Genomic DNA, 21,746 nt, shown 5'->3' on the forward strand with positions numbered 1-21,746 from the left:
GCTTTTCAACAAGTACAGCTTTCCATCAAACAGGCCCCACTAAGGCCGCAACCTTTCTTAACCCCTTACAGCCTCCAGCGCTGCATTCAGCGTGGCGCTGGGCCGCATCACGGCCTCGGTCTTCTTCGGGTCGGGCAGGTAGTACCCACCGATGTCTGCCGGCTTGCCCTGCACGTCGGCCAGCTCGCCCACGATCTTCTGTTCGTTGTCGGCCAGGGTCTTCGCAAGGCCTGCGAACTTGGCGGCCAGTGCCGTGTCCTCGGTCTGTGCGGCCAGTTCCTGGGCCCAGTACAGGGCCAGGTAGAACTGGCTGCCGCGGTTGTCCAGCTGGCCGGTCTTGGGGCTGGGGTTCTTGTTGTTGTCCAGCAGCTTGCCGGTGGCGGTGTCCAGCGTCTTGGCCAGCAGGGTGGCTTGCTGGTTACCGGTCTTCAGGCCCAGGTCTTCCAGGCTGACGGCCAGGGCCAGGAACTCGCCCAGCGAATCCCAGCGCAGGTGGTTTTCTTCCACCAGTTGCTGCACGTGCTTGGGCGCCGAGCCACCAGCGCCCGTTTCGTACATGCCGCCGCCGGCCATCAGGGGCACGACGGACAGCATCTTGGCGCTGGTGCCCAGTTCCATGATGGGGAACAGATCGGTCAGGTAGTCGCGCAGGATGTTGCCGGTGACGCTGATCGTGTCCAGGCCGCGGATCACGCGCTCCAGCGTGTAGCGCATCGCGCGCACCTGGCTCATGATCTGGATGTCCAGGCCGGTCGTGTCGTGGTCCTTCAGGTAGGTTTTCACCTTCTTGATGACCTCGTTCTCGTGCGGGCGGTACGGGTCCAGCCAGAACACGGCGGGCATGCCGGAGTTGCGGGCGCGGGTCACGGCCAGCTTCACCCAGTCGCGGATCGGCGCGTCCTTCACCTGGCACATGCGCCAGATGTCGCCTTCTTCCACGTTCTGGCTCAGCAGCACTTCGCCCGTCGCCAGATCGACGATGTCGGCCACGCCGGCTTCCGGAACTTCGAACGTCTTGTCGTGCGAACCGTACTCTTCGGCCTGCTGGGCCATCAGGCCCACGTTGGGCACGGTGCCCATGGTCTTGGGGTCGAAGGCACCATGCCATTTGCAGAAGTTGATGATCTCCTGATAGATGCGGGCGAAGGTGCTCTCGGGGATCACCGCCTTGGTGTCCTTCAGGCGGCCATCGGCGCCCCACATCTTGCCGCCGTTGCGGATCATGGCGGGCATCGAGGCATCGACGATCACGTCGTTGGGCGAGTGGAAGTTGGTGATGCCCTTGGCCGAATCGACCATCGCCAGCTCGGGGCGGTTTTCGTGGCAGGCGTGCAGGTCGCGCTTGATCTCGTCCTGCTTGCTCTGGGGCAGCGTGGCGATCTTGTTGTACAGATCGACCATGCCGTTGTTCACGTTCACGCCCAGTTCTTCGAACAGCTGCGCATGCTTGGCGAAGGCTTCCTTGTAGAAGATGCGCACGGCGTGGCCGAAGACGATCGGGTGCGACACCTTCATCATCGTCGCCTTGACGTGCAGCGAGAACATCACGCCGGTCTTGTGCGCGTCCTCGATCTCCTTTTCGTAGAACTCGAGCAGGGCCGTCTTGCTCATGAACATGCTGTCGATGATCTCGCCGTCCTTCAGCGACACCTTGGGCTTGAGCACCGTGGTCTTGCCGCTCTTGCCGACCAGTTCCATCTTCACGTCGCGCGCCTTGTCGAGCGTGATCGACTTTTCGCCGTGGTAGAAGTCGCCGTGGTGCATGTGCGAGACGTGCGAGCGCGATGCCTGGCTCCATTCGGCCATGCTGTGCGGGTTCTTGCGGGCGTATTCCTTGACGGCCTTGGGTGCGCGGCGGTCGGAGTTGCCTTCGCGCAGGACCGGGTTCACCGCGCTGCCGATGCACTTGTTGTAGCGGGCGCGGATGTCCTTTTCATCGTCGGTCGTCGGATTTTCGGGGTAGTCGGGAATCGCATAGCCCTTGCCCTGCAGTTCCTTGATGGCTGCCACCAGCTGCGATACCGATGCGCTGATGTTGGGCAGCTTGATGATGTTGGCGTCAGGCGAGAGCGTCAGCTTGCCCAGGGCGGCCAGGTTGTCGGGCACGCGCTGTGCCTCGGTCAGGCGCTCGGGAAACTGGCCCAGGATGCGGCCGGCGACCGAGATGTCGCTGGTCTCCACGTGGATGCCCGCTGGGGCCGCGAAGGTCCGCACGATCGGCAGAAAGGCGGCGGTCGCCAGGGCGGGGGCTTCGTCGGTCAGCGTGTAGATGATGGTCGGTTGCGTCGTGCTCATTCGCTTGCGTTCCTTGGGAAGGGGTGACAGATCAGCCGGTGATTTTCGCGCTTTCTGAAGGCAGTCGGCACAGATGCCCCTCAGCGCCGTTCGGGGCAGGTGCCCACGCGCCCGATCATGGGCATGAAAGGGGTGCCCGCTCGACGCGCTGCTGCAGGCTCACGCGCGCGGTGCGGATACCCTCGTTACCAGCCAGATGCCGCCGCACACCAGCACCAGGGCCACCGCGTTGCGCCATTCGAGCAGGCTTTCTTCCAGGAACCAGGCCGACAGCAGCGTGCCGAACACGGGCACCATGAAGTTGAACGCGGTGATGAGGCTCACCCGGTTGTGCTTGAGCAGCAGGCTCCAGATCGAGATCGCCAGGGACGACAGCACCACCAGATAGGCCAGCAGCGACGACGAGGCCCAGGTCACTTCGCCCAGCGCGCCGCCCGTGGCATAGCCGAGCGCCAGCAGCACCAGGCCGCCGATGGTCAACTGGTAGGCGGTCATCACGATGGGATCCATCCCCTGGGAAATGCGCTTGCCGTAGACGCCGCCCAGCGCCAGCACCAGGGCGGCGATCACCACGAAACCCTCGCCCAGCAGGGCGAACTCGAAGTCGCTCAGCGTCCCAGCCAACCCGGCGCCGAGGTTGACCGCCATGACCCCGGCGAAGCCCACGATGCAGCCCCAGGCCTTGGCATGGCTGATGCGGTCGTTGTGGTACAGGAAATGCGCCAGCAGCACACTGAAGAAGGTGCCGGTGGCGTTCATGATCGACGCCTTCACCCCCGTCGTGTTCGCCACGCCGATGTAGAAGAAGATGTACTGCAGCGTGGTCTGCAACAGGCCCAGCAGCGCCAATTGGCCCCAGGCCCGGGCCGGCCAGCCGCCGATCTGCCGGCCGCTGGCGGCCACCCACGCCAGCAGCGCCAGGCCCGCCAGGGCGAAGCGCCAGCCGGCGAACACGAGTTTGGACGGGGTGTCGCTGCTGTCGATGCCGAACAGGGCGTAGCCATTCTTGATCGCCGGGTACGAGCTGCCCCAGAGCAGGCAGCAAAACAACGCCAGCAGGAAGACGTTCCTGCGTTGCGCTAGTGGGGAGATAGGGGGCGACATGGCTTCTTTCCAGGCGGGGCGGTGCCCCAAAATGGTGAATTTTGCACAAGTTGTACGACAACTCTGCATGTAAATATCCTGACTTGGCCGAATGTGGCCTCTTTTAGAGTATTTTTGCTCCTTATTGTCCGATGACTATCCGAAACCGCAGTGAACTGGCCTCGGGAGCCGATCACAAGGCATGGGCCCACCTCCGACGGCCCTGCGGCGGCATCGACGTGAGTACGGAAGGACCGCCTCGGCAGTTTCAGGAAACCCTGGCTGCTTTTCAAGCCTTGTCGATAATGCGGCGCAATGCGACTGACGTTCGTTCCGCTCCTCCTGTCCTGCTGCACGCTGGCGGCCCTGTCCGGCTGCAGCAGCCCGCCTGCGCCCCATGGAGAGGTCAAAGGCGCGTCTGCGAATGGCAGCGAATTGGGGCAGTCCGACGTGAATCGCATGGCGACGCTGGCCATGCGCGAGAACCTGGACAGTCTCTACCGGCTGATGGACAAGCTTTACCGCCGCAACCCTGCCGAATGGCGCAAGACCAGCGCCGTGGGCCGCGAGCAGGCCATGGAGCAGGTCCGCACCACCATCGAGAAGGGCGGGGTCTGGGCGCCCTTGCAGGGGCGGCGCGACATCGCGGCGATGGCCGCGGCCCTGGCGCCCGAATTCGCGGGCGACCGCGTGGCGGCGTTCATTTACGCCACGGCCGACATGCTGATCACCGCGCACGACGGAAAGATCGAGTTCTTCCTGCTCGACAGCCTGGATGCCCAGCACCTGTACAACGCGGCGCGCAACGTGGAGATCGCCGTGTGGATGCTGTCTCAGCGCCGCACCGCGGCGGGCCAGCCGCTGCTGCTGGCCGACGAGATCGGTCCGCAGGGGCGCAACCTGAGCTTCGAGCGCGAGTTCGGCAAGATCATCGGCCGGCTCGACCTGCTGTCGGCGGTGGCCACCGAAAAGTACCGTCGCGCCGCCATCACCTATGTGCAGGGGCTGGTGGGCGGTTCTTTCCTGCAGTTCTTGCCGGTGCGATGAATCAGAGGGTGGCGGTGGGCGCTGTTTCCGGTGCTGCTCACTTGAACATGTCGGCCGAGAAGCTCTGGCGGAACCATTTCATGGCGTTGACCATGAGGGCGCCCGACGAACGGATGTTTGCCAGAAAGCGGTTGATCTCGTCCTTCAGCCGTGCCTCGTTTTGCCGAAGGCCGATATAGCATGGGCTCTCTTTGAGGAGCGCCACCTGGTGCACACGGGTCTGCAGACCGACATCCTTGATAGATTCCACCAGCACGTTGCCACCCGCGAAGAATTCGAAATGGCCTGCGGCATAGGCGTCCAGCAACGCGGCGCTGCCTTTGAATCCCTGGATTTTCGCGGCTGGCAGGAATGCCCGGACCAGGGATTCCTCGAGGCTGTTTTCCGCCGCTCCGACGACCGGGGCTGGCAGTTTCAGCAATTCGTCGCGGCTCAATTTCTGCTGGCTGAAGACACCGAGGTAGGTCGGGGCGTAGACACTGGAGAAGTCGATGCTTTTCTCGCGCTCGGGCGTCTTGCCCAGGCTGGAGATGATGATGTCGACGCGATCTTCCAGCAGTGCCGCCAGCCGGTCCCCGCTGGGCACCGGTACCATCTGCGGCGACACGCCCAGGTGCATCGAAAGCATCTTGGCGATGGAAATGTCGAAGCCCGCCAGCTCGTTGCCCTGCGGAAAGCCGAACGGTGGGAAGTCCTGCGGGACCGCCACGCGAAGGACCCGGGCGGATCGGATGCGTTCCAGCTGATCGCGATGTTCGGCGGCCGCCAGCGGGCCCGACAGGCCCAGGGCCAGAATGGAGCCGCACACCAGGCGGCGTCGTTGCAGAATCTCACTGGCCCATAGGCTGGGCGTTGCACCATCGAAGGGCGATTGCATGGGAGGGCTCCTTCCTGGGAAGCGGCCAAGCACTTTCCATGCCGCTGTCCGGAGAACCCGCTCAGGAGGCGGGGCGCGGTGATGGCCCGGGCGCAGGGCGCGTAAAATCCGGCCGCCCCCGAGGAGCGTTGCAGCGCCTGCCGATCAACCGGCTCAACCAGGCGTCAGGCTCGGGCGGCGATGGCCCCACTGTCCAACGACGCTCGCCTGTTCCCAACTACCGATTGCGCAGGTGAGCCTGATGTCCGCCCCCCTTATCCCGCCTCCCATGAAGCTCTCGGGCCTCGAACCGGTTTCCATCGGCGAGGGCACGCTGTTCGTCAACATCGGCGAGCGCACCAACGTCACCGGCTCCAAGGCCTTCGCCCGCATGATTCTGAACGGCCAGTACGAAGAGGCCCTGGCCGTTGCACGCCAGCAGGTGGAGAACGGCGCGCAGGTCATCGACATCAACATGGACGAGGCCATGCTCGACAGCAAGGCGGCCATGGTGCGCTTCCTGCAGCTGATCGCCTCCGAGCCCGACATCGCGCGCGTGCCGATCATGGTGGACTCCTCCAAGTGGGACGTGATCGAGGCCGGCCTGCGCTGCATCCAGGGCAAGGGCATCGTCAACTCCATCTCCATGAAAGAGGGCGTGGAGAAGTTCAAGCACGAGGCGCGTCTCGTGAAGCGCTACGGCGCCGCTGCCGTGGTGATGGCCTTCGACGAGGTGGGGCAGGCCGACACCTACGAGCGCAAGATCGAGATCTGCGAGCGGGCCTATCGCGTGCTGGTCGACGAGGTGGGCTTTCCGCCCGAGGACATCATCTTCGACCCCAACATCTTCGCGGTGGCCACCGGCATTGAAGAGCACAACAACTACGCGGTCGATTTCATCGAGGCCGTGCGCTGGATCAAGCAGAACCTGCCGGGCGCGAAGGTCTCGGGCGGCGTGTCGAACGTGAGCTTCAGCTTCCGCGGCAACGACCCGGTGCGCGAGGCCATCCACACCGTGTTCCTGTACCACGCCATCCAGGCCGGCATGGACATGGGCATCGTCAACGCGGGCATGGTCGGCGTATACGACGACCTGGAGCCCACGTTGCGAGACCGCGTGGAGGACGTGGTGCTCAACCGCCGCCCCGATGCCGGCGAACGCCTGGTCGAGGTGGCCGAGACGGCCCGCAGCGGTGCCAAGGACGAGAGCAAGCGGCTCGAATGGCGCGGCACGCCCGAGCATCCCAAGACCGTGGGCGAACGCCTGTCGCACGCGCTGGTGCACGGCATCACCGACTTCATCGTGGAAGACACCGAAGAGGCCTACCAGGCCATCGTCGCCAAGGGCGGGCGGCCGCTGCACGTGATCGAAGGCCCGCTCATGGACGGCATGAACGTGGTGGGCGACCTGTTCGGCGCGGGCAAGATGTTCCTGCCGCAGGTGGTCAAGAGCGCACGGGTGATGAAGTCCGCCGTGGCCCACCTGATCCCCTACATCGAGGAAGAAAAGCGCCAGGACGAACTGGCCGGCCGCGACGTGCGCAGCAAGGGCAAGATCATCATCGCCACCGTGAAGGGCGACGTGCACGACATCGGCAAGAACATCGTCACCGTGGTCCTGCAGTGCAACAACTTCGAGGTGGTGAACATGGGTGTGATGGTGCCGTGCCACGAGATCCTGGCGCGCGCCAAGGTCGAGGGCGCGGACATCGTGGGCCTGTCGGGCCTGATCACGCCCAGCCTGGAAGAGATGCAATACGTGGCCGGCGAGATGCAGAAGGACGAGCACTTTCGCATCAAGAAGATCCCGCTGCTCATCGGCGGGGCCACCACCAGCCGCGTGCACACCGCCGTCAAGATCGCGCCGCATTACGAAGGCCCCGTGGTCTACGTGCCCGATGCGTCCCGCAGCGTGAGCGTGGCGCAGAGCCTGCTGGGCGACGGCGTGCAAAGCTATGTCGATGAGCTGAACGCCGACTACGACAAGGTGCGCACCCAGCACGCCAACAAAAAGCAGACGCCCCTTTGGCCGTTGGCGAAGGCCCGCGCCAACCGCACGCCCATCGACTGGTCGGCCTACCGCCCGGCCACGCCGCGCCTGCTGGGGCGGCGCATGTTCAAGAACTTCGACCTCAACGAGCTGGCCAGGTACATCGACTGGGGCCCGTTCTTCCAGACCTGGGACCTGGCCGGCCCGTACCCTGCCATCCTGACCGACGAGGTGGTGGGCGAGCAGGCCACGCGCGTCTTCGCCGACGGCAAGGCCATGCTGCGCCGGCTGGTGGAGGGCCGCTGGCTGAGCGCCAGCGGCGTGCTGGCGCTCTACCCGGCCAACAGCGTGGGCGACGACATCGAGTTCTACACCGACGAATCGCGCACCGAGGTCGCCATGACCTGGTACGGCCTGCGACAGCAGACCGAAAAGCACGTGATCGACGGCGTGCCGCGCCCCAGCCGGTGCCTGGCCGACTTCGTGGCGCCCAAGGAAAGCGGCGTGGCCGACTACGCGGGCCTGTTCGCCGTCACGGCGGGCCTGGGCGTGGAGAAGAAGGAGCAGGCCTTCGTCGATGCGCTGGACGACTATTCGGCCATCATGCTCAAGAGCCTGGCCGACCGCCTGGCCGAAGCCTTTGCCGAATGCCTGCACCACCGCGTGCGCACCGACCTGTGGGGCTATGCGGCCGGCGAGCAGTTGAGCAACGACGACATGATCGCTGAGAAGTACCAGGGCATCCGCCCCGCGCCCGGCTATCCGGCCTGCCCGGACCACAGCGCCAAGAGCGAACTGTTCCGCGTGCTGCAGTGCGGCGAGATCGGCATGGGCCTCACGGAAAGCCTGGCCATGACGCCCGCCGCCAGCGTGAGCGGCTTCTACATCGGCCATCCCGAGAGCCAGTACTTCAACGTCGGCAAGATCGGCGAAGACCAGGTGCACGACCTGGCGACGCGGCGCGGCATGGACGAAGGCATCCTGCAGCGCCTGCTCGCACCCAACCTCTGACCGGCAGCGGCGTCACGGCGCAGCCCCAGCCGCGTCACGCTGACGTCACTCTGGCGCCACAGTCGGCGGGAAGAATGAAGGACTTCATTCCTTCCCTTCTTCCCACGCCATGACCATCCCTCTGCAGCGCTCGCCGCTGCCCCTGATCGGCCGCCCGTTGCCGGGCGCCAGCGCGCTCTTTCTTGCCCTGCTGCTGGCGGGCTGCGGCGGCAGCGGTGGCTCGGACGCCACCGTTCCGGCCGCGGCGGCCACATGCGCCAGCCCTGACACGCACTGCGCGCCCAAGCCCTGAACGGGCCCTCCCGAGCCCCGCCCACGGACAAGAAAGACTCCTCCAAATGACCGTCGATTCCTCCAAACGCAATTTCCTCACGACCGCGCTCGGCGTGGGCGCCGCTTCGGCCACGCTCACCGCGTTTCCACCGGCCATTCGCCGCGCCCTGGCCATCGAAGCCCACAACGCCACCGGCACCATCCAGGACGTGCAGCACGTCGTCCTGCTGATGATGGAGAACCGCTCGTTCGATGGGTACTTCGGCACCTTCAAGGGCGTGCGCGGCTTCGGTGACCGCTTCCCGATCCCCACCCCCAACGGCCGCAACGTTTTCTACCAGACCTACACCAAGACGTCGCCGCCCAGCACCTATGTGCCCTATCGCCTGGACGAAGCGAAGGGCAATGCCCAGCGCGCCGGCAGCATGCCCCACACCTGGGTGGACTCGCAGGCGGCCTGGGACCACGGGCGCATGTCCCAGTGGCCCGACGCGAAGCTGCCCTTGTCGATGGGCTACTACGAAACGGCGGAGGTGCCGTTCCAGCGCGCGCTGGCCGACGCCTTTACGCTGTGCGACCACTACCACTGCGGCATGCACACCGGCACCATCGCCAACCGCCTCTTTTACTGGACCGGCACCAACGGCCCGAACGGCGTCAGCCCCATCGACGGCTCCAGGGTCCGTGTCGCGGGCCTGAACAACCAGTTCAACGGCGGCAACGACATCGGCGCCTCCACCGACGGCTGGACCTGGACCACCTACGCGGACCGCCTGGAGAAAGCGGGCGTGAAATGGAAGGTCTATCAGAGCCTGATCGACAACTTCGGCTGCAACGAGATGATGGGCTTTCGCCACTGGCGCGCCGAGATCGAGAAGATGCCCGCGGACCGCAAGCCGATCTACGTCGCCAAGACCGACATCACGCAGCCGGTCGATCTGGCCGGGCCGTTCTACAACGCCAGGATCGATGATCCGCTGAGCCCATTGGCCAAGGGCTTCGGCAACACCATGCCGCAGGGCTTTCTGGAGACTTTCCGAGAGGACATCCGCCAGGGCACGCTGCCGGCGGTGTCGTGGATCATTCCGCCTTCGGTCTACAGCGAGCACCCCGGGCCGTCGAGCCCCGCACAGGGCGGCTGGTACGTGCAGGAGGTGCTGGATGCGCTCACGGCCAACCCCGAGGTCTGGAGCAAGACCGTGCTGCTGATCAACTACGACGAGAACGACGGCTTTTTCGACCACCTGCCTTCGCCCGCCGCACCGTCGCGCAATCCCGATGGCAGCCTGGCCGGTGCCTGCACGCTGCCCGCCGCCGACGTGGCGGTGGAGTACCACGATTTCCAGCCCGCCACGCCGAGCCAGCCGGCGGCCGACGGCAAGCCCTACGGCCCGGGCCCACGCGTGCCGATGTGGGTGGTGTCGCCCTGGAGCCGGGGCGGCTGGGTCAATTCGCAGGTGTTCGACCACACCTCCACCCTGCTGTTCCTGGAAAAGCGCTTCGGCGTGGCCGAGCCGCAGGTCAGCCCCTACCGCCGCGCGGTCTGCGGCGACCTGACGAGCTGCTTCAACTTCGTCAACCCCAACAGCGAAACCTTGCCGACCCTCGCGGGCCGCACCAACAAGGTCGCGGTGGACGCGCGGGTGGCTGCGCAGGCCGCTGCGGCCAAGCTGCCCCAGCCCACGGCCACGGCCGATGCCGCCCTGCCGGTGCAGGCCGAAGGCGTGCGGCCCTCGCGGGCGCTGCCCTACGAGTTGCACACCACGGCCCAGGCCAGCGCCGGTGCCGGCACGGTCACTTTGCTGTTCGCCCACACCGGCAAAGCGGGCACCGCGGCGGCAGTGTTCCACGTGTACGACAAGAACCATCTCGACCGGATTCCGCGGCGCTACGTCGTGGAGGCCGGCAAGGCCCTGAGCGGAGTCTGGAATGCCGCGGCCGATGGCGGACGGTACGACCTGTGGGTGCTCGGCCCCAACGGCTACCACCGCGAGTTCATCGGCGACCTGCAGCAGCAGGGGGCCACCGGTGGCCCCGAGGTGCAGGTCTGCTACGAGCTGTGCGAGCCGCCGCAGGTGCGGGTCAAGCTCTACAACCGCAGCAGCAGCGCGATGACGTTCTCCGCCGAGGCGCGGGCCTATCGCAGCGACGGTCCCTGGACGCGCAGCGTGGCGCCCGGCGGCGTGGAGGAACTCGCCTGGCCCCTGGGCGACAGCGGCAATTGGTACGACTTCGTGGTGCGCTGCAGTGCCGCACCCGCGTTCCAGCGCCGCTTCGCCGGCCGCATCGAGACCGGCAAGGACTCGGTGTCCGACCCTGCCATGGGCCACCCTGGTTGAGGCTGCAGGCGGACTGGCGAACTGTTCCGACACCTGGCCGCCCGGCCTTGGTGTGCAATGGGCGCCATGTCCCCATCGTTCCTCACGCCATGGATCGAGCGCGCGAAAGCGCTCGCCAGCCCGATCATGCCGCTGGTGCGGGCGGCCAATCTCTGGCTGGATGCAGACGGCCTGCGCATGAGCGCGGCGATGTCGTTCTATGGCCTGCTGAGCCTGGCGCCGGTGCTGCTCCTGCTGGTGGGCGTGCTGGGCTGGTGGATCGACAAGTCCTACCTGGAAAGCACCATGGTCAGCCAGGTGCGCGGCGTCATGGGCGACCGCGTGGCCGAAGTGGTGCAGCTGGCGCTGTCCAGCGCGCGGGCGCCGTCGGAAGGGCGGATCGCTTCCATCGTTGGCTTCGTGCTGCTGCTGTCCGGCGCCACGGGCGTGTTCGTGGAGCTGCAGTCGGCGCTGGAGCGGCTGTGGGCGCGGGATTCGACCCCGGTGCCGGAGCAGAAGGCGTGGTGGCGCATGGCTTCGCTGCGGGTGCGGGGGCTGGCCTATGTGTTGGCCATCGGTTTCCTGCTGCTGATCTCGTTGGTGGTGTCCACCGTGATCCACGTGGTGGCCACCTGGGCCAGCGCGCGGCTGCCCATGGCCACGGGCCCGCTGCTGCAGCTGGCGAACGAATTGGTCGCCTTCGGCATTGCCGTGCTGCTGTTCGTGGGGCTGATGCGCATTGGCGGCGGCCAGAAGCCGCCGCTCATCTGCCTGGTGTTCGGGGCGGTGGTGGGCGCCATCTTCTTCACCGTGGGCAAGCAGCTGCTGGCGCTGTACCTGGCCACCGCGGCGGTGGTATCAGCGTATGGCGCTGCCGGCTCGCTGGTGGTGGTGCTGATGTGGATCTACTTTTCGTCGGCCGTGCTGCTGTTTTCGGCCAGTTGCGCGCGGGCCTTCCAGGAGGTGCGGGAGGAAAACCTGGAAGGGCCGCCAGCCCGTCATCGCTGAGGCGGCCGAGGGGCGTTCGCAAACCGGGCCGCCGTGTCAGGCCCGGGGCGGGGCGGCCTGCAGGCGCGTGCCCAGCTGCAGGTAGCGTGCGAGCCGCAGGGCATTTTCGGGCGCGTGGATCTTCATGGTGTTGTCGAAAAAGCAGAACACGTCGCGTTCGGTCCGACTCGGTGCCGTGTCCGGTGGCGCGGCTGTCTCCAGCCCCTTCGGTGCCTGGCCGTGGGCCCAGGCGCGGATGCGTTCGCCCCACTGCGCGATCTGCGCATCGCTGTAGCCGCTGGCATAAAGCTGTTGCGCGCCGTGCAGCCGCAGGTAGAGAAAGTCTGCCGTCACATCGCCCAGTTCGGGCCATCGCCCGCCGGTATCGGCCACCACCAGGGCCACGCGGTGGTGCCGCAGCAGGTCGATGCACTCCGGTGTGCAGTAGCTGGCGTGCCGCACTTCCAGGGCATGGCGCAGGCGCCAGGGGCGGGGCGGCTGGAGCAGTTCGCGGCCGTGCATGCGTTCCTCCCGCGCCTGCGCGAGCGTGGCGGCAGCGTCGGTATCGTGCGGCAGCAGGGCGAGAAACTCCTCCAGCAACGCCGCGTCGAATGGCAGGCTCGGCGGCAATTGCCACAGGATGGGGCCGAGCTTTGCGCCCAGCGCGAACAACCCCGACGCCATGAAGTTGGCCACCGCCGCCCGCGCCTCGCGCAGCCGCAGGATGTGGGTGATGTAGCGCGGCGCCTTGACGGTGAACACGAAGCCCTCGGGCGTGTCCGCCGCCCACCGGACGTAGCTGGACGGGCGCTGCAGCGCGTAGAACGAACCGTTCAACTCGATCGCGGGAAACTGGTGCGATGCGAAAGCCAGTTCCTTCGCCTGGACCAGATCTTCCGGATAGAACGGGCCCCGCCAGGGCGCATAGCGCCAGCCGGACACCCCGATGCGGATCTGTGCAGCCATCTGCCTGCCTCCTTTCTTCACGCACGCCGGGTGGCATGCGTGGCGCCAGTGTGGTGTGTGGCCGACATTCCCGCCACCGCCCGCCAGCGCGCCTGGTGGTAGGCGCATTCGCACAGTCCGGTGGGGCAAACAGCTACTTACTTCGTTTACAGAACGCCCTGCCGTGTGAAGCGGACCCGCGTGTACCCTCCCTTCGAAACACCTGAAAAGGAGAACACCATGGGTCTCATCGTCCGAAACAATCCCTCCCTCTCGCCGGCGCTCGGCGCCTCCGCTGCCCCCGCCGGGGGCGCATCCGTCAAATGGCTGTGGGCGGCCGTGGGTGCACTGGGCGTGAGCGTGCTGGCATTGGGCGCCACCCTGGTCATGCAGCAGCGCGGCGGCAGCGCCCCCGCCGAATCCGCCGCGCAGGTCGCGCAACTGGCCCCCGGTGCCACGCGCACGCCCGAAGCCGAGGTCATCAATGAACGGGCGGGCGCCCAGCCCGCACGGCAACCGCAGCCCCTGGGCCAGAATATCGTGAATCGGGCCCCGGCTTCGCCGCAGTATGGCAGCGGCTCGGGCGGTGGGTACGACGCCTCCGCAGACGCCGGCCGCCCGGTGGCCATGCCGGCACAGGTTCCAGTGTGCAGCACCTGTGGCCGCATCGAGTCGGTGCAGACGGTGCAGCAGGCCGCTCCCGCGTCCGGCGTGGGTGCCGTGGCGGGGGGCGTGCTGGGGGCCGTCGTGGGCAACCAGGTGGGCAAGGGCTCGGGCCGCGCGGCGGCTACCGTGCTGGGCGCGGTGGGCGGCGGCTACCTGGGCCACACGGTGGAGCAGCGCACCCGCACCACCACGGCCTACCAGATGCGCGTGCGCATGGATGACGGCTCGGTGCGCACCTTCACGCGCTCGCAGCCGGTGGCCGAGGGCACGCCGGTGCGCGTGGAGGGCCGCAGCTTCCGCGTGGACAACCGGCCGCAGGGCCAGGCCGGCTACACGCAGGGCGCGCAGTCGATGCGCGTGGCCAACAACGGCTACTGATCGGCGGGGCCTGCGCAGGCCCCTGGCCTCATCACTGTCTCACGGGCGGCCTTGGCCGCCCGTTGCCATTGGGGGCGGCAGTTCCGGGGCCGCCGGCCACCGGGGCGGTATCTCGTGTTTTGTGCCTCCGGCACAATCAGTACTAGGGCATTGTGCTATTGATTTAATAGCAATTAAAGGGGTGGTTTTGTCCACGGGCCGGCACTGCGTGAGGCCGGTGCCTCGCGGGTAGGGTCGGCCTCTGCCATCCCGGGCCCGCCCGCGCCCGGCGCGTCACTTCATTTCTCGACGAACGCGCGTTCGATCACGAAGTCGCCGGGCTTCGTGGTGTTGCCTTCCTCGAAGTCGCGGTGCTCCAGGATGGCCTTGAGCGATGCCAGCATCTCGGGGCTGCCGCACAGCATGACGCGGTCCACCAGCGGGTCCAGCGGGGGCACGCCCAGGTCGGTGAAGAGCTTGCCGCTTTCGATCAGGTCGTTGATGCGGCCCTGGTTGCGGAACGGCTCGCGGGTCACCGTGGGGTAGTACTTGAGCTGCTTGGACACCGTCTCGCCCAGGAACTCGTGCTGCGGCAGCGTTTCGGTGATGAAGTCGTGGTAGGCCAGCTCCTTGACCTGGCGCACGCCGTGCACCAGCACCACTTCCTCGAACTTCTCGTAGGTGTCGGGGTCGCGGATCACCGACAGGAAGGGCGCGAGGCCCGTGCCCGTGGAGATCAAATACAGGCGCTTGGCGGGCAGCAGGTAGTCGATGAGCAGCGTGCCCGTGGGCTTTCTGCCCACCACGATGGAGTCGCCCACCTGGATGTTCTGCAGGCGCGAGGTCAGCGGGCCGTCCGGCACCTTGATCGACAGGAACTCCAGGTGCTCTTCGTAGTTGGCGCTGGCGATGCTGTAGGCCCGCAGCAGCGGCTTGTCGTTCACCTTGAGGCCGATCATGGTGAAGTGGCCGTTGGAGAACCTCAGCGCCGGGTCGCGCGTGGTGGTGAAGGAAAACAGGCGGTCGGTCCAGTGGTGGACGGAAAGGACTCGTTCTTCGTTGAATGCGCTCATGGAAATGGTGCAGATTGGGTGTGAGACGAAAGAAGCCTTCAGGGGCAGGGCCGGTGGCGGATGGGCGCATTGCGCGACCTGGGCTGCCCCCTGCCATGCGGGCAAACCCGCACATTGTCAGGCAAACCGGCCCTGCGGCCTTATGGCATCTGCGCATGTGCTTATGCCAGCCGGGCCCGGTGGGGGCTGGCGGGCGCCGGGGCGCTCCCGCGATCGGCGGTGCCGGGCGCTTCAGGCGCCGTCGGCCGGGTCCACCGCGTAGCCGCGCAAGAACACGTCGATGGCCCGGCCGATGGCTTGGCGCATCTTCACCTTGGACAGGTTGTCCTCCAGGCCGAAGAGGCGCGGCGTGGCCGTCTCCGACTCCATCAGGGCCATGAAGTGGCGCGCCGCGGTCAGGGGGTCGGCCTGCCGCAGCAGGCCTTTGCGCATCTGGGCTTCCAGGAACGAACCCAGGGCCTGAATGCCCTTGTGGGGGCCCAGTTCGAAGAAACGCTTGCCGATGTCGCTGCGGCCCGATTCGGCGACGAAGGCGCGCTTGGCCTGGATGGCCGGCTCGCTGCAGATCACGGCCAGCATCTTCTCGGCGAAGGTCTTCAGCGCGGTTTCCAGCTCGCTCTCGTCCTGCTCGAGCGCGAGAAAGAACAATTCGATGTGCTGCTTGGCCGCGCCGATGGCGACCTCCAGAAACAGCTCTTCCTTGGAGCTGAAATACCCGTACAGCGTGGATTTGGAGCCCCCGACCCGGGCGGCGATCTCCGCCATCGACGCCCCCTCGAACCCCGACTCCGAAAAAACCTGGGAGGCAATTTCCACGATCGCGTCCCGCTTGGCTTCCGTCTTGACGCGCATCTACCGACTTCCGTTTTCTGTATTCATGCGTCCGAGTATTGATGGGCGAAGAATCGAAGTCAAATTTACTTTACCGTACAGTACGGTTTGTATATCATCGGCGCATTGTTCTTTGGAGATTGCCCATGCGACCCGTTCACCGCCCCTTGCTCACGCTGTCGGCCGCAGCTGCCATGGCCTGTCTGCTCGCCGCCTGCGGCAAGCCCCCGGGCGGCCCGCCGCCACCGCAAGGCACGCCCATCGTGGGCGTGATGACCGTGCAGCCGCAGGCCGTGGCGTTGAGCACCGAATTGCCCGGCCGCACCGTGCCCTACCAGGTTGCCGACGTGCGGCCCCAGGTGGGCGGCATCGTGAAGGCACGCAAGTTCCGCGAGGGCAGCGATGTGAAGGCCGGCGAGGCGCTCTACCAGATCGACCCCGCCACCTACCAGGCCACCTACGACAGCAACGTGGCCGCCCTGGCCAAGGCCCAGGCCAGCCTCAAGACCACCCGGCTCAAGGCCGACCGCTACAAGGAACTGGTGGCCATCCAGGCCGTGAGCCAGCAGGATTACGACGACGCGGCCGCATCGCTGGGCCAGGGCGAGGCCGACGTGGCATCGGCCCGGGCGAACGTGGAAACGAGCCGCATCAACCTGGCCTATGCGCGGGTCGATGCGCCCATCTCGGGCCGCATCGGCAAGTCGAGCGTCACGCCGGGCGCGCTGGTCACCGCCAGCCAGGCCACGGCGCTGGCGACCATCCAGCAGTTGGACCCGATCTACGTGGACGTGACGCAGCCCAGCGCCGCGCTGCTGCGCCTCAAGCAGGCCCTGGCCCGCGGCGATCTGCAAAAGGCGGGAGCCAATGCCGCCAAGGTGCGGCTGATGCTGGAAGACGGCAGCGCCTACCCGCTGGAAGGCAAGCTGGAGTTCTCGGACGTCACCGTGGACCAGAGCACCGGCGCGATCACGCTGCGCGCCGTGTTCCCCAACCCGCGGGCCGATCTGCTGCCCGGCATGTACGTGCGCGCCGTGCTGCAGGAAGGCGTGAAGGAGCAGGGCCTGCTCGTGCCGCAGCAGGCCGTCACGCGCGACAGCACCGGCAAGCCCATAGCCTACGTGGTCGGCGCCGACAGCAAGCTGCAGCGGCGGGCCCTGGAGACCGAGCGCACGGTGGGTGACCAGTGGCTGGTGCGCACCGGGCTGCAGGCCGGAGACCGGCTCGTGGTGGACGGGCAGCAGCGGGCCGCGCCCGGCGCCCTGGTGAAGGCGATGCCCTGGACACCCAAGGCCGCGGCCGCGCCCGTGGCACAGGCCACCGCCCCCGAGGGTGCCGCCAACCCCGCGAACTGACGCGCGCGAAAGAACCCCATGGCACGCTTTTTCATCGACCGCCCCATCTTCGCGTGGGTCCTGGCCATCATCGTGATGCTGGCCGGCGCCCTATCGATCTTCACCCTGCCGATCGCGCAGTACCCCAGCATCGCGCCGCCCGCCGTGGCGATCACGGCCAACTACCCCGGCGCCTCCGCCAAGACGCTGGAGGACACCGTCACCCAGGTCATCGAGCAGAAGATGAAGGGGCTGGACCGGCTCAGCTACATGGCCTCGACCAGCGAGTCGTCCGGCCAGGTCACCATCACGCTCACGTTCGACAACGGCACCGACCCCGATACCGCCCAGGTGCAGGTGCAGAACAAGCTGTCGCTGGCCACGCCGCTGCTGCCGCAAGAGGTGCAGCAGCAGGGCGTCACGGTCACCAAGTCGGCCACCAACTTCCTGAACGTGCTGGCCTTCACCTCCGAAGACGGCAGCATGAACGGCTCCGACCTGTCGGACTACGTGGCCGCCAACGTGCAGGACGCGATCAGCCGCGTGGAAGGCGTGGGCGACACCACCCTGTTCGGCTCGCAGTACGCCATGCGGGTCTGGCTCGATCCGGACAAGCTGGCCAACTTCGGTCTCACGCCGCTCGATGTGAAGACGGCCATCCAGGCGCAGAACGCGCAGGTCTCGGCCGGCCAGCTGGGCGCACTGCCCGCGGCCGGCAACCAGCAGATCAACGCCACCATCACCGCGCAGACGCGCATGAAGACGGCGCCGGAGTTCGAGGAGATCCTGCTGCGCACCCTGACCAACGGCTCGCAGGTGCGGCTGCGCGATGTGGCGCGCATCGAGCTGGGCAGCGAAAACTACAGCACCGTCGGCCGCTACAACGGCAAGCCGGCCGCGGGCCTGGCGATCAAGCTGGCCACCGGCGCCAATGCCCTCGACACGGTCCGCGCGATTGACGCGCGGGTGGACGAACTGCAGAAGTTCTTCCCTCCCGGCATGAAGGTGCAAAAACCTTATGACACCACGCCGTTCGTGCGCATCTCCATTGAGGAGGTGGTGCGGACCCTGGTCGAGGCCGTGGTGCTGGTGTTCCTGGTGATGTACCTGTTCCTGCAGAACTTCCGCGCCACGCTGATCCCCACCATTGCGGTGCCCGTGGTGCTGCTGGGCACTTTCGGCGTGCTCGCGGCGTTCGGCTTCACGATCAACACGCTGACCATGTTCGCGATGGTGTTGGCCATCGGGCTGCTGGTGGACGATGCCATCGTGGTGGTGGAAAACGTCGAGCGGGTGATGACCGAGGAAGGACTGTCGCCCAAAGAGGCCACGCGCAAATCGATGGGCCAGATCACCGGAGCGCTCGTCGGCGTGGCCCTGGTGCTGGCCGCAGTGTTCGTGCCCATGGCGTTCTTCAGCGGTTCGACCGGGGTCATCTACCGCCAGTTTTCCATCACCATCGTCTCGGCGATGACGCTCTCGGTGCTGGTGGCGATGGTGCTGACGCCCGCCCTGTGCGCCACGCTGCTCAAGCCGGTGCCCAAGGGCCACGCCATGGCGACGACCGGCTTCTTCGGCGCGTTCAACCGTGCCTTCGATCGCGGCAACCGCGGCTACCAGGGCATCGTGCGGCACATGCTCGGCAAGGGCTGGCGCTACATGGCGCTGTATGCGGTGCTGCTGGCGGCGGTGGTGTTCGGTTTCATGAAGCTGCCCGTGGGCTTCCTGCCCGACGAGGACCAGGGCACGATGTTCGTGCTGGTGCAACTGCCGCCCGGTGCCGCCAACGCGCGCACCGAAGAGGTCATCCACCAGGTGGAGAAGCATTTCCTGGAGGACCAGAAGGATGCGGTGGCGGGCGTGTTCTCGGTGTCCGGCTTCAGCTTTGCCGGCAGCGGCCAGAACACGGGGTTCGCCTTCGTCAAGCTCAAGCCCTGGGACGAGCGCAAGGGCGAGGCGCTGAGCGTGTCGGGCGTTTCGCAAAAGGCCGGTGCGTTCTTCGCGACGATCCGCGATGCGCAGGTGTTCGCCTTCGCGCCGCCTGCCGTGTCCGAACTGGGCAACGCCACCGGGTTCGACCTGATGCTGCAGGACCGCGCCAATCTGGGCCATGCCGCGCTGATGCAGGCGCGCAACCAGCTGCTGGGCGAGCTGTCCAGGGACCCACGCCTGGTGGCGGTGCGCCCCAACGGACTGGAGGACACGCCGGAGTTCCGCCTGGAGATCGATCCGCACAAGGCCGGGGCGCTGGGGCTGTCGATGGCCGACATCAACAACACGTTCTCGGCCGCCTGGGGCAGCAGCTATGTCAACGATTTCATCGACAAGGGGCGCGTGAAGAAGGTGATGCTGCAGGCCGACGCACCGTTTCGCATGCTGCCCGAGGACATCGACCGCTGGTACGTGCGCAACAGCGCCGGCACGATGGTGCCCTTCACCTCGTTCGCCAAGGCCAGCTGGACATCGGGTTCGCCGCGGCTGGAGCGCTACAACGGTGTACCCTCCATGGAAATCCTGGGCATGGCGATGCCGGGCGCGGCATCGAGCGGCGAGGCGCTGGCGATCGTCGAGGCAGCGGTGGCCAAGCTTCCGCCCGGCATCGGCTTCGAGTGGACCGGGCTGTCGCGCCAGGAGAAGGCCTCGACCGGCCAGACCGGCCTGCTCTATGCGCTGTCGATCCTGATCGTGTTCCTGTGCCTGGCCGCGCTCTATGAAAGCTGGGCGATCCCGTTCTCGGTGATCCTCGTGGTGCCGCTGGGCGTGTTCGGCGCGCTGCTCGGGGCCATGCTGACCTGGAAGATGAACGACGTGTACTTCCAGGTGGGCCTGCTCACCACCATCGGGCTGGCCTCCAAGAACGCCATCCTGATCGTGGAGTTCGCCAAGGAGCTGTACGAGGGCGGCAAAGGCCTGGTCGAGTCGGCCATGGAGGCGGTGCGCATGCGCCTTCGCCCCATCCTGATGACATCGCTGGCGTTCATCCTGGGGGTGCTGCCGCTGGTGCTGGGCAGTGGCGCCGGGGCGGGCGCGCAGCATGCGCTGGGCACGGCCGTGATCGGCGGCATGCTGTCCGGAACCGTCCTCGCGATCTTCTTCGTGCCGCTGTTCTTCGTGTTGATCGTGGGCCTGTTCCGGCGCAAGCCGGCCGCCCCGAACGCCCAGGCCGCGCACGGCGCGCTGCCACACCCTGCTTCGGAAGGTGCCTGACATGTCCCGCTTCCTCTTCGCTCCCCTGGCCCTGGCCGCCGCATCCCTGGCTGGCTGCAGCCTGATGCCGGCCTATGTGCAGCCTGCGGCCCCCGTGGCCTCCACCTTCGCCGGCGATGCCGGCACGCCCGCCGCGGTGCCGGTGGCCGACATCGGCTGGCGCGACGTGTTCACCGACCCCTCGCTGCAGCGCGTGATCGAGATGGCCATCGCCAACAACCGCGACCTGCGCGTGGCGGCGCTCAACATCGAGCGGGCGCGTGCGCAGTACCGCGTGCAGGACGCGGCGCTGTTCCCGACCGTCAACGCCAGCGGCGGCGGCAGCGGCAGCCGCACGCCGGCAGACCTGTCCGGTGCGGGCCGGCCCGTGGTGGCCCACAGCTACAGCGCCACCGTGGGCTTCAGCGCCTACGAGCTGGACCTGTTCGGCCGCGTGCGCAGCCTGAATGCGCAGGCGCTGGAGCAGTTCTTCGCCACGGCGGAGGCCCGCCGCAGCACGCACATCAGCCTGGTGTCCGAAGTGGCGTCGGCCTACCTCACGCTGGCGGCCGACCAGGACCGGCTGCGCCTGGCGCAGGACACGCTCGCCAACCAGAGCAATGCCTTCGCCCTCAACCAGCGCAGCTTCGACCTGGGCGTGGCCTCGGCCCTCACGCTGCGGCAGGCGCAGACCAGCGTGGATTCGGCCCGGGTGGATGTGGAGCGCTACACCGCCCAGGTGGCGCAGGACCGCAATGCCCTGGTGCTGCTGGTGGGCGCCGACGTGCCGCCCGAGTGGCTGCCGCAGGCCCTGCCCAGCGATGCCAGCGCCGCATCGAACCCGCTGGCCCAGGTTCCGCCCGGGTTGCCATCGGACCTGCTGCAGCGCCGCCCGGACATCCTGCAGGCCGAGCGCACCTTGCGGGCCGCCAACGCCAGCATCGGTGCGGCCCGCGCCGCCTTCTACCCGCGCATCAGCCTGACAGCGTCGGCCGGTACCTCCAGCGCGGACCTGTCGGGCTTGTTCAAGGGCGGCTCGGGCAGCTGGACGTTCGCGCCGCAGATCTCGCTGCCGATCTTCGACGGCGGCGCCAACCAGGCCAATCTGGACATCGCCCGGACCGACCGCGACATCGACGTGGCGCAGTACGAGAAGGCGATCCAGACCGCGTTTCGCGAGGTGTCCGATGCGCTGGCCCAGCGCAGCACGCTGGGCCGCCAGTTGGAGGCCCAGCAGTCGCTGGTGGACGCCACGGCCGACAGCTACCGCCTGTCGGACGCGCGCTTCAAGCGTGGCGTGGACAGCTACCTGACCGTGCTGGACTCGCAGCGCTCGCTCTACACCGCGCAGCAGAACCTGATCGGCACGCGGCTGTCGCGCTACACCAACCTCGTCACGCTCTACAAGACGCTCGGCGGCGGGTGGGTGGAGTCGACCGGAACGCCGGTGGCCGCCGTCGGCACCGCGAAACCCTGATGCCGGCCGAGCACCTG

General features: G+C 67.1%; 15 protein-coding genes and 1 riboswitch. Of the genes, 9 read left to right on the forward strand and 6 right to left on the reverse strand.

Annotated elements, in window-relative coordinates:
• Positions 1–57 precede the first annotated feature (57 nt).
• A complete protein-coding gene (locus tag AVKW3434_RS10070; protein WP_284405731.1) occupies positions 58–2,295 on the reverse strand; it encodes an NADP-dependent isocitrate dehydrogenase in 2,238 nt (745 codons plus the stop codon).
• A gap of 159 nt (positions 2,296–2,454) precedes the next feature.
• Positions 2,455–3,399, reverse strand: coding sequence for a DMT family transporter (locus AVKW3434_RS10075; protein ID WP_284405732.1), 945 nt, complete (start codon positions 3,397–3,399; stop codon positions 2,455–2,457).
• Between the two features lie 294 nt (positions 3,400–3,693).
• Here AVKW3434_RS10075 and AVKW3434_RS10080 point away from each other — a divergent pair, with 294 nt between their 5' ends.
• Complete coding sequence (locus tag AVKW3434_RS10080; RefSeq protein WP_284405733.1) at positions 3,694–4,425, forward strand: hypothetical protein; 732 nt, start codon at positions 3,694–3,696, stop codon at positions 4,423–4,425.
• 37 nt (positions 4,426–4,462) lie between these two features.
• Here AVKW3434_RS10080 and AVKW3434_RS10085 read toward each other — a convergent pair whose 3' ends face one another.
• Complete coding sequence (locus tag AVKW3434_RS10085) at positions 4,463–5,302, reverse strand: transporter substrate-binding domain-containing protein (protein ID WP_284405734.1); 840 nt, start codon at positions 5,300–5,302, stop codon at positions 4,463–4,465.
• A 114-nt stretch (positions 5,303–5,416) separates the two neighbouring features.
• Positions 5,417–5,514, forward strand: a riboswitch (S-adenosyl-L-homocysteine riboswitch).
• 11 nt (positions 5,515–5,525) lie between these two features.
• On the opposite strand from AVKW3434_RS10085, the gene metH reads away from it, so the two are divergent.
• The 4 genes from metH (at position 5,526) to AVKW3434_RS10105 (ending at position 11,881) form a co-directional block, all read left to right on the forward strand.
• Positions 5,526–8,282: a methionine synthase gene (metH, locus tag AVKW3434_RS10090; protein WP_284405780.1), complete on the forward strand. Its 2,757-nt coding sequence runs from the start codon at positions 5,526–5,528 to the stop codon at positions 8,280–8,282.
• 109 nt (positions 8,283–8,391) lie between these two features.
• Positions 8,392–8,574, forward strand: a complete 183-nt coding sequence (locus AVKW3434_RS10095) for a hypothetical protein (RefSeq protein ID WP_284394674.1) — start codon at positions 8,392–8,394, stop codon at positions 8,572–8,574.
• A 46-nt stretch (positions 8,575–8,620) separates the two neighbouring features.
• Positions 8,621–10,894 carry a phosphocholine-specific phospholipase C gene (locus tag AVKW3434_RS10100; RefSeq protein WP_284405735.1) on the forward strand — a complete coding sequence of 758 codons (2,274 nt, stop codon included), beginning with the start codon at positions 8,621–8,623 and terminating at the stop codon, positions 10,892–10,894.
• A gap of 66 nt (positions 10,895–10,960) precedes the next feature.
• Positions 10,961–11,881 carry a YihY/virulence factor BrkB family protein gene (locus tag AVKW3434_RS10105; RefSeq protein WP_502869046.1) on the forward strand — a complete coding sequence of 307 codons (921 nt, stop codon included), beginning with the start codon at positions 10,961–10,963 and terminating at the stop codon, positions 11,879–11,881.
• A gap of 36 nt (positions 11,882–11,917) precedes the next feature.
• Here the strand turns inward: AVKW3434_RS10105 and AVKW3434_RS10110 are convergent, their stop codons facing one another.
• Positions 11,918–12,826, reverse strand: coding sequence for a DUF72 domain-containing protein (locus AVKW3434_RS10110; RefSeq protein ID WP_284405736.1), 909 nt, complete (start codon positions 12,824–12,826; stop codon positions 11,918–11,920).
• Positions 12,827–13,045: 219 nt separating this feature from the next.
• Between AVKW3434_RS10110 and AVKW3434_RS10115 the strand changes: the two genes are divergently transcribed.
• Complete coding sequence (locus tag AVKW3434_RS10115) at positions 13,046–13,849, forward strand: outer membrane lipoprotein (protein ID WP_284405737.1); 804 nt, start codon at positions 13,046–13,048, stop codon at positions 13,847–13,849.
• A gap of 278 nt (positions 13,850–14,127) precedes the next feature.
• On the opposite strand, the gene AVKW3434_RS10120 is transcribed toward AVKW3434_RS10115, so the two are convergent.
• Together AVKW3434_RS10120 and AVKW3434_RS10125 are read right to left on the reverse strand one after the other, a co-directional pair.
• Complete coding sequence (locus tag AVKW3434_RS10120) at positions 14,128–14,901, reverse strand: ferredoxin--NADP reductase (RefSeq protein ID WP_272549805.1); 774 nt, start codon at positions 14,899–14,901, stop codon at positions 14,128–14,130.
• Positions 14,902–15,132: 231 nt separating this feature from the next.
• On the reverse strand, positions 15,133–15,753 hold the full coding sequence (locus AVKW3434_RS10125; protein WP_284394670.1) for a TetR/AcrR family transcriptional regulator: 621 nt from the start codon (positions 15,751–15,753) through the stop codon (positions 15,133–15,135).
• Between the two features lie 125 nt (positions 15,754–15,878).
• Here AVKW3434_RS10125 and AVKW3434_RS10130 point away from each other — a divergent pair, with 125 nt between their 5' ends.
• Genes AVKW3434_RS10130 through adeC form a run of 3 tightly spaced genes read left to right on the forward strand, consistent with a single transcriptional unit; the run spans position 15,879 to position 21,729 of the window.
• A complete protein-coding gene (locus AVKW3434_RS10130) occupies positions 15,879–17,087 on the forward strand; it encodes an efflux RND transporter periplasmic adaptor subunit (RefSeq protein WP_284405738.1) in 1,209 nt (402 codons plus the stop codon).
• 18 nt (positions 17,088–17,105) lie between these two features.
• Entirely contained in the window at positions 17,106–20,273 is a 3,168-nt protein-coding gene (locus tag AVKW3434_RS10135) for an efflux RND transporter permease subunit (RefSeq protein ID WP_284405739.1), read from the forward strand.
• Between the two features lies 1 nt (position 20,274).
• Entirely contained in the window at positions 20,275–21,729 is a 1,455-nt protein-coding gene (gene adeC, locus AVKW3434_RS10140; protein WP_284405740.1) for an AdeC/AdeK/OprM family multidrug efflux complex outer membrane factor, read from the forward strand.
• Positions 21,730–21,746: the final 17 nt, after the last annotated feature.

The sequence above is a fragment of the Acidovorax sp. SUPP3434 genome (genome assembly GCF_030159015.1).
In the GTDB taxonomy this organism is placed as follows: Bacteria; Pseudomonadota; Gammaproteobacteria; order Burkholderiales; family Burkholderiaceae_C; genus Paracidovorax.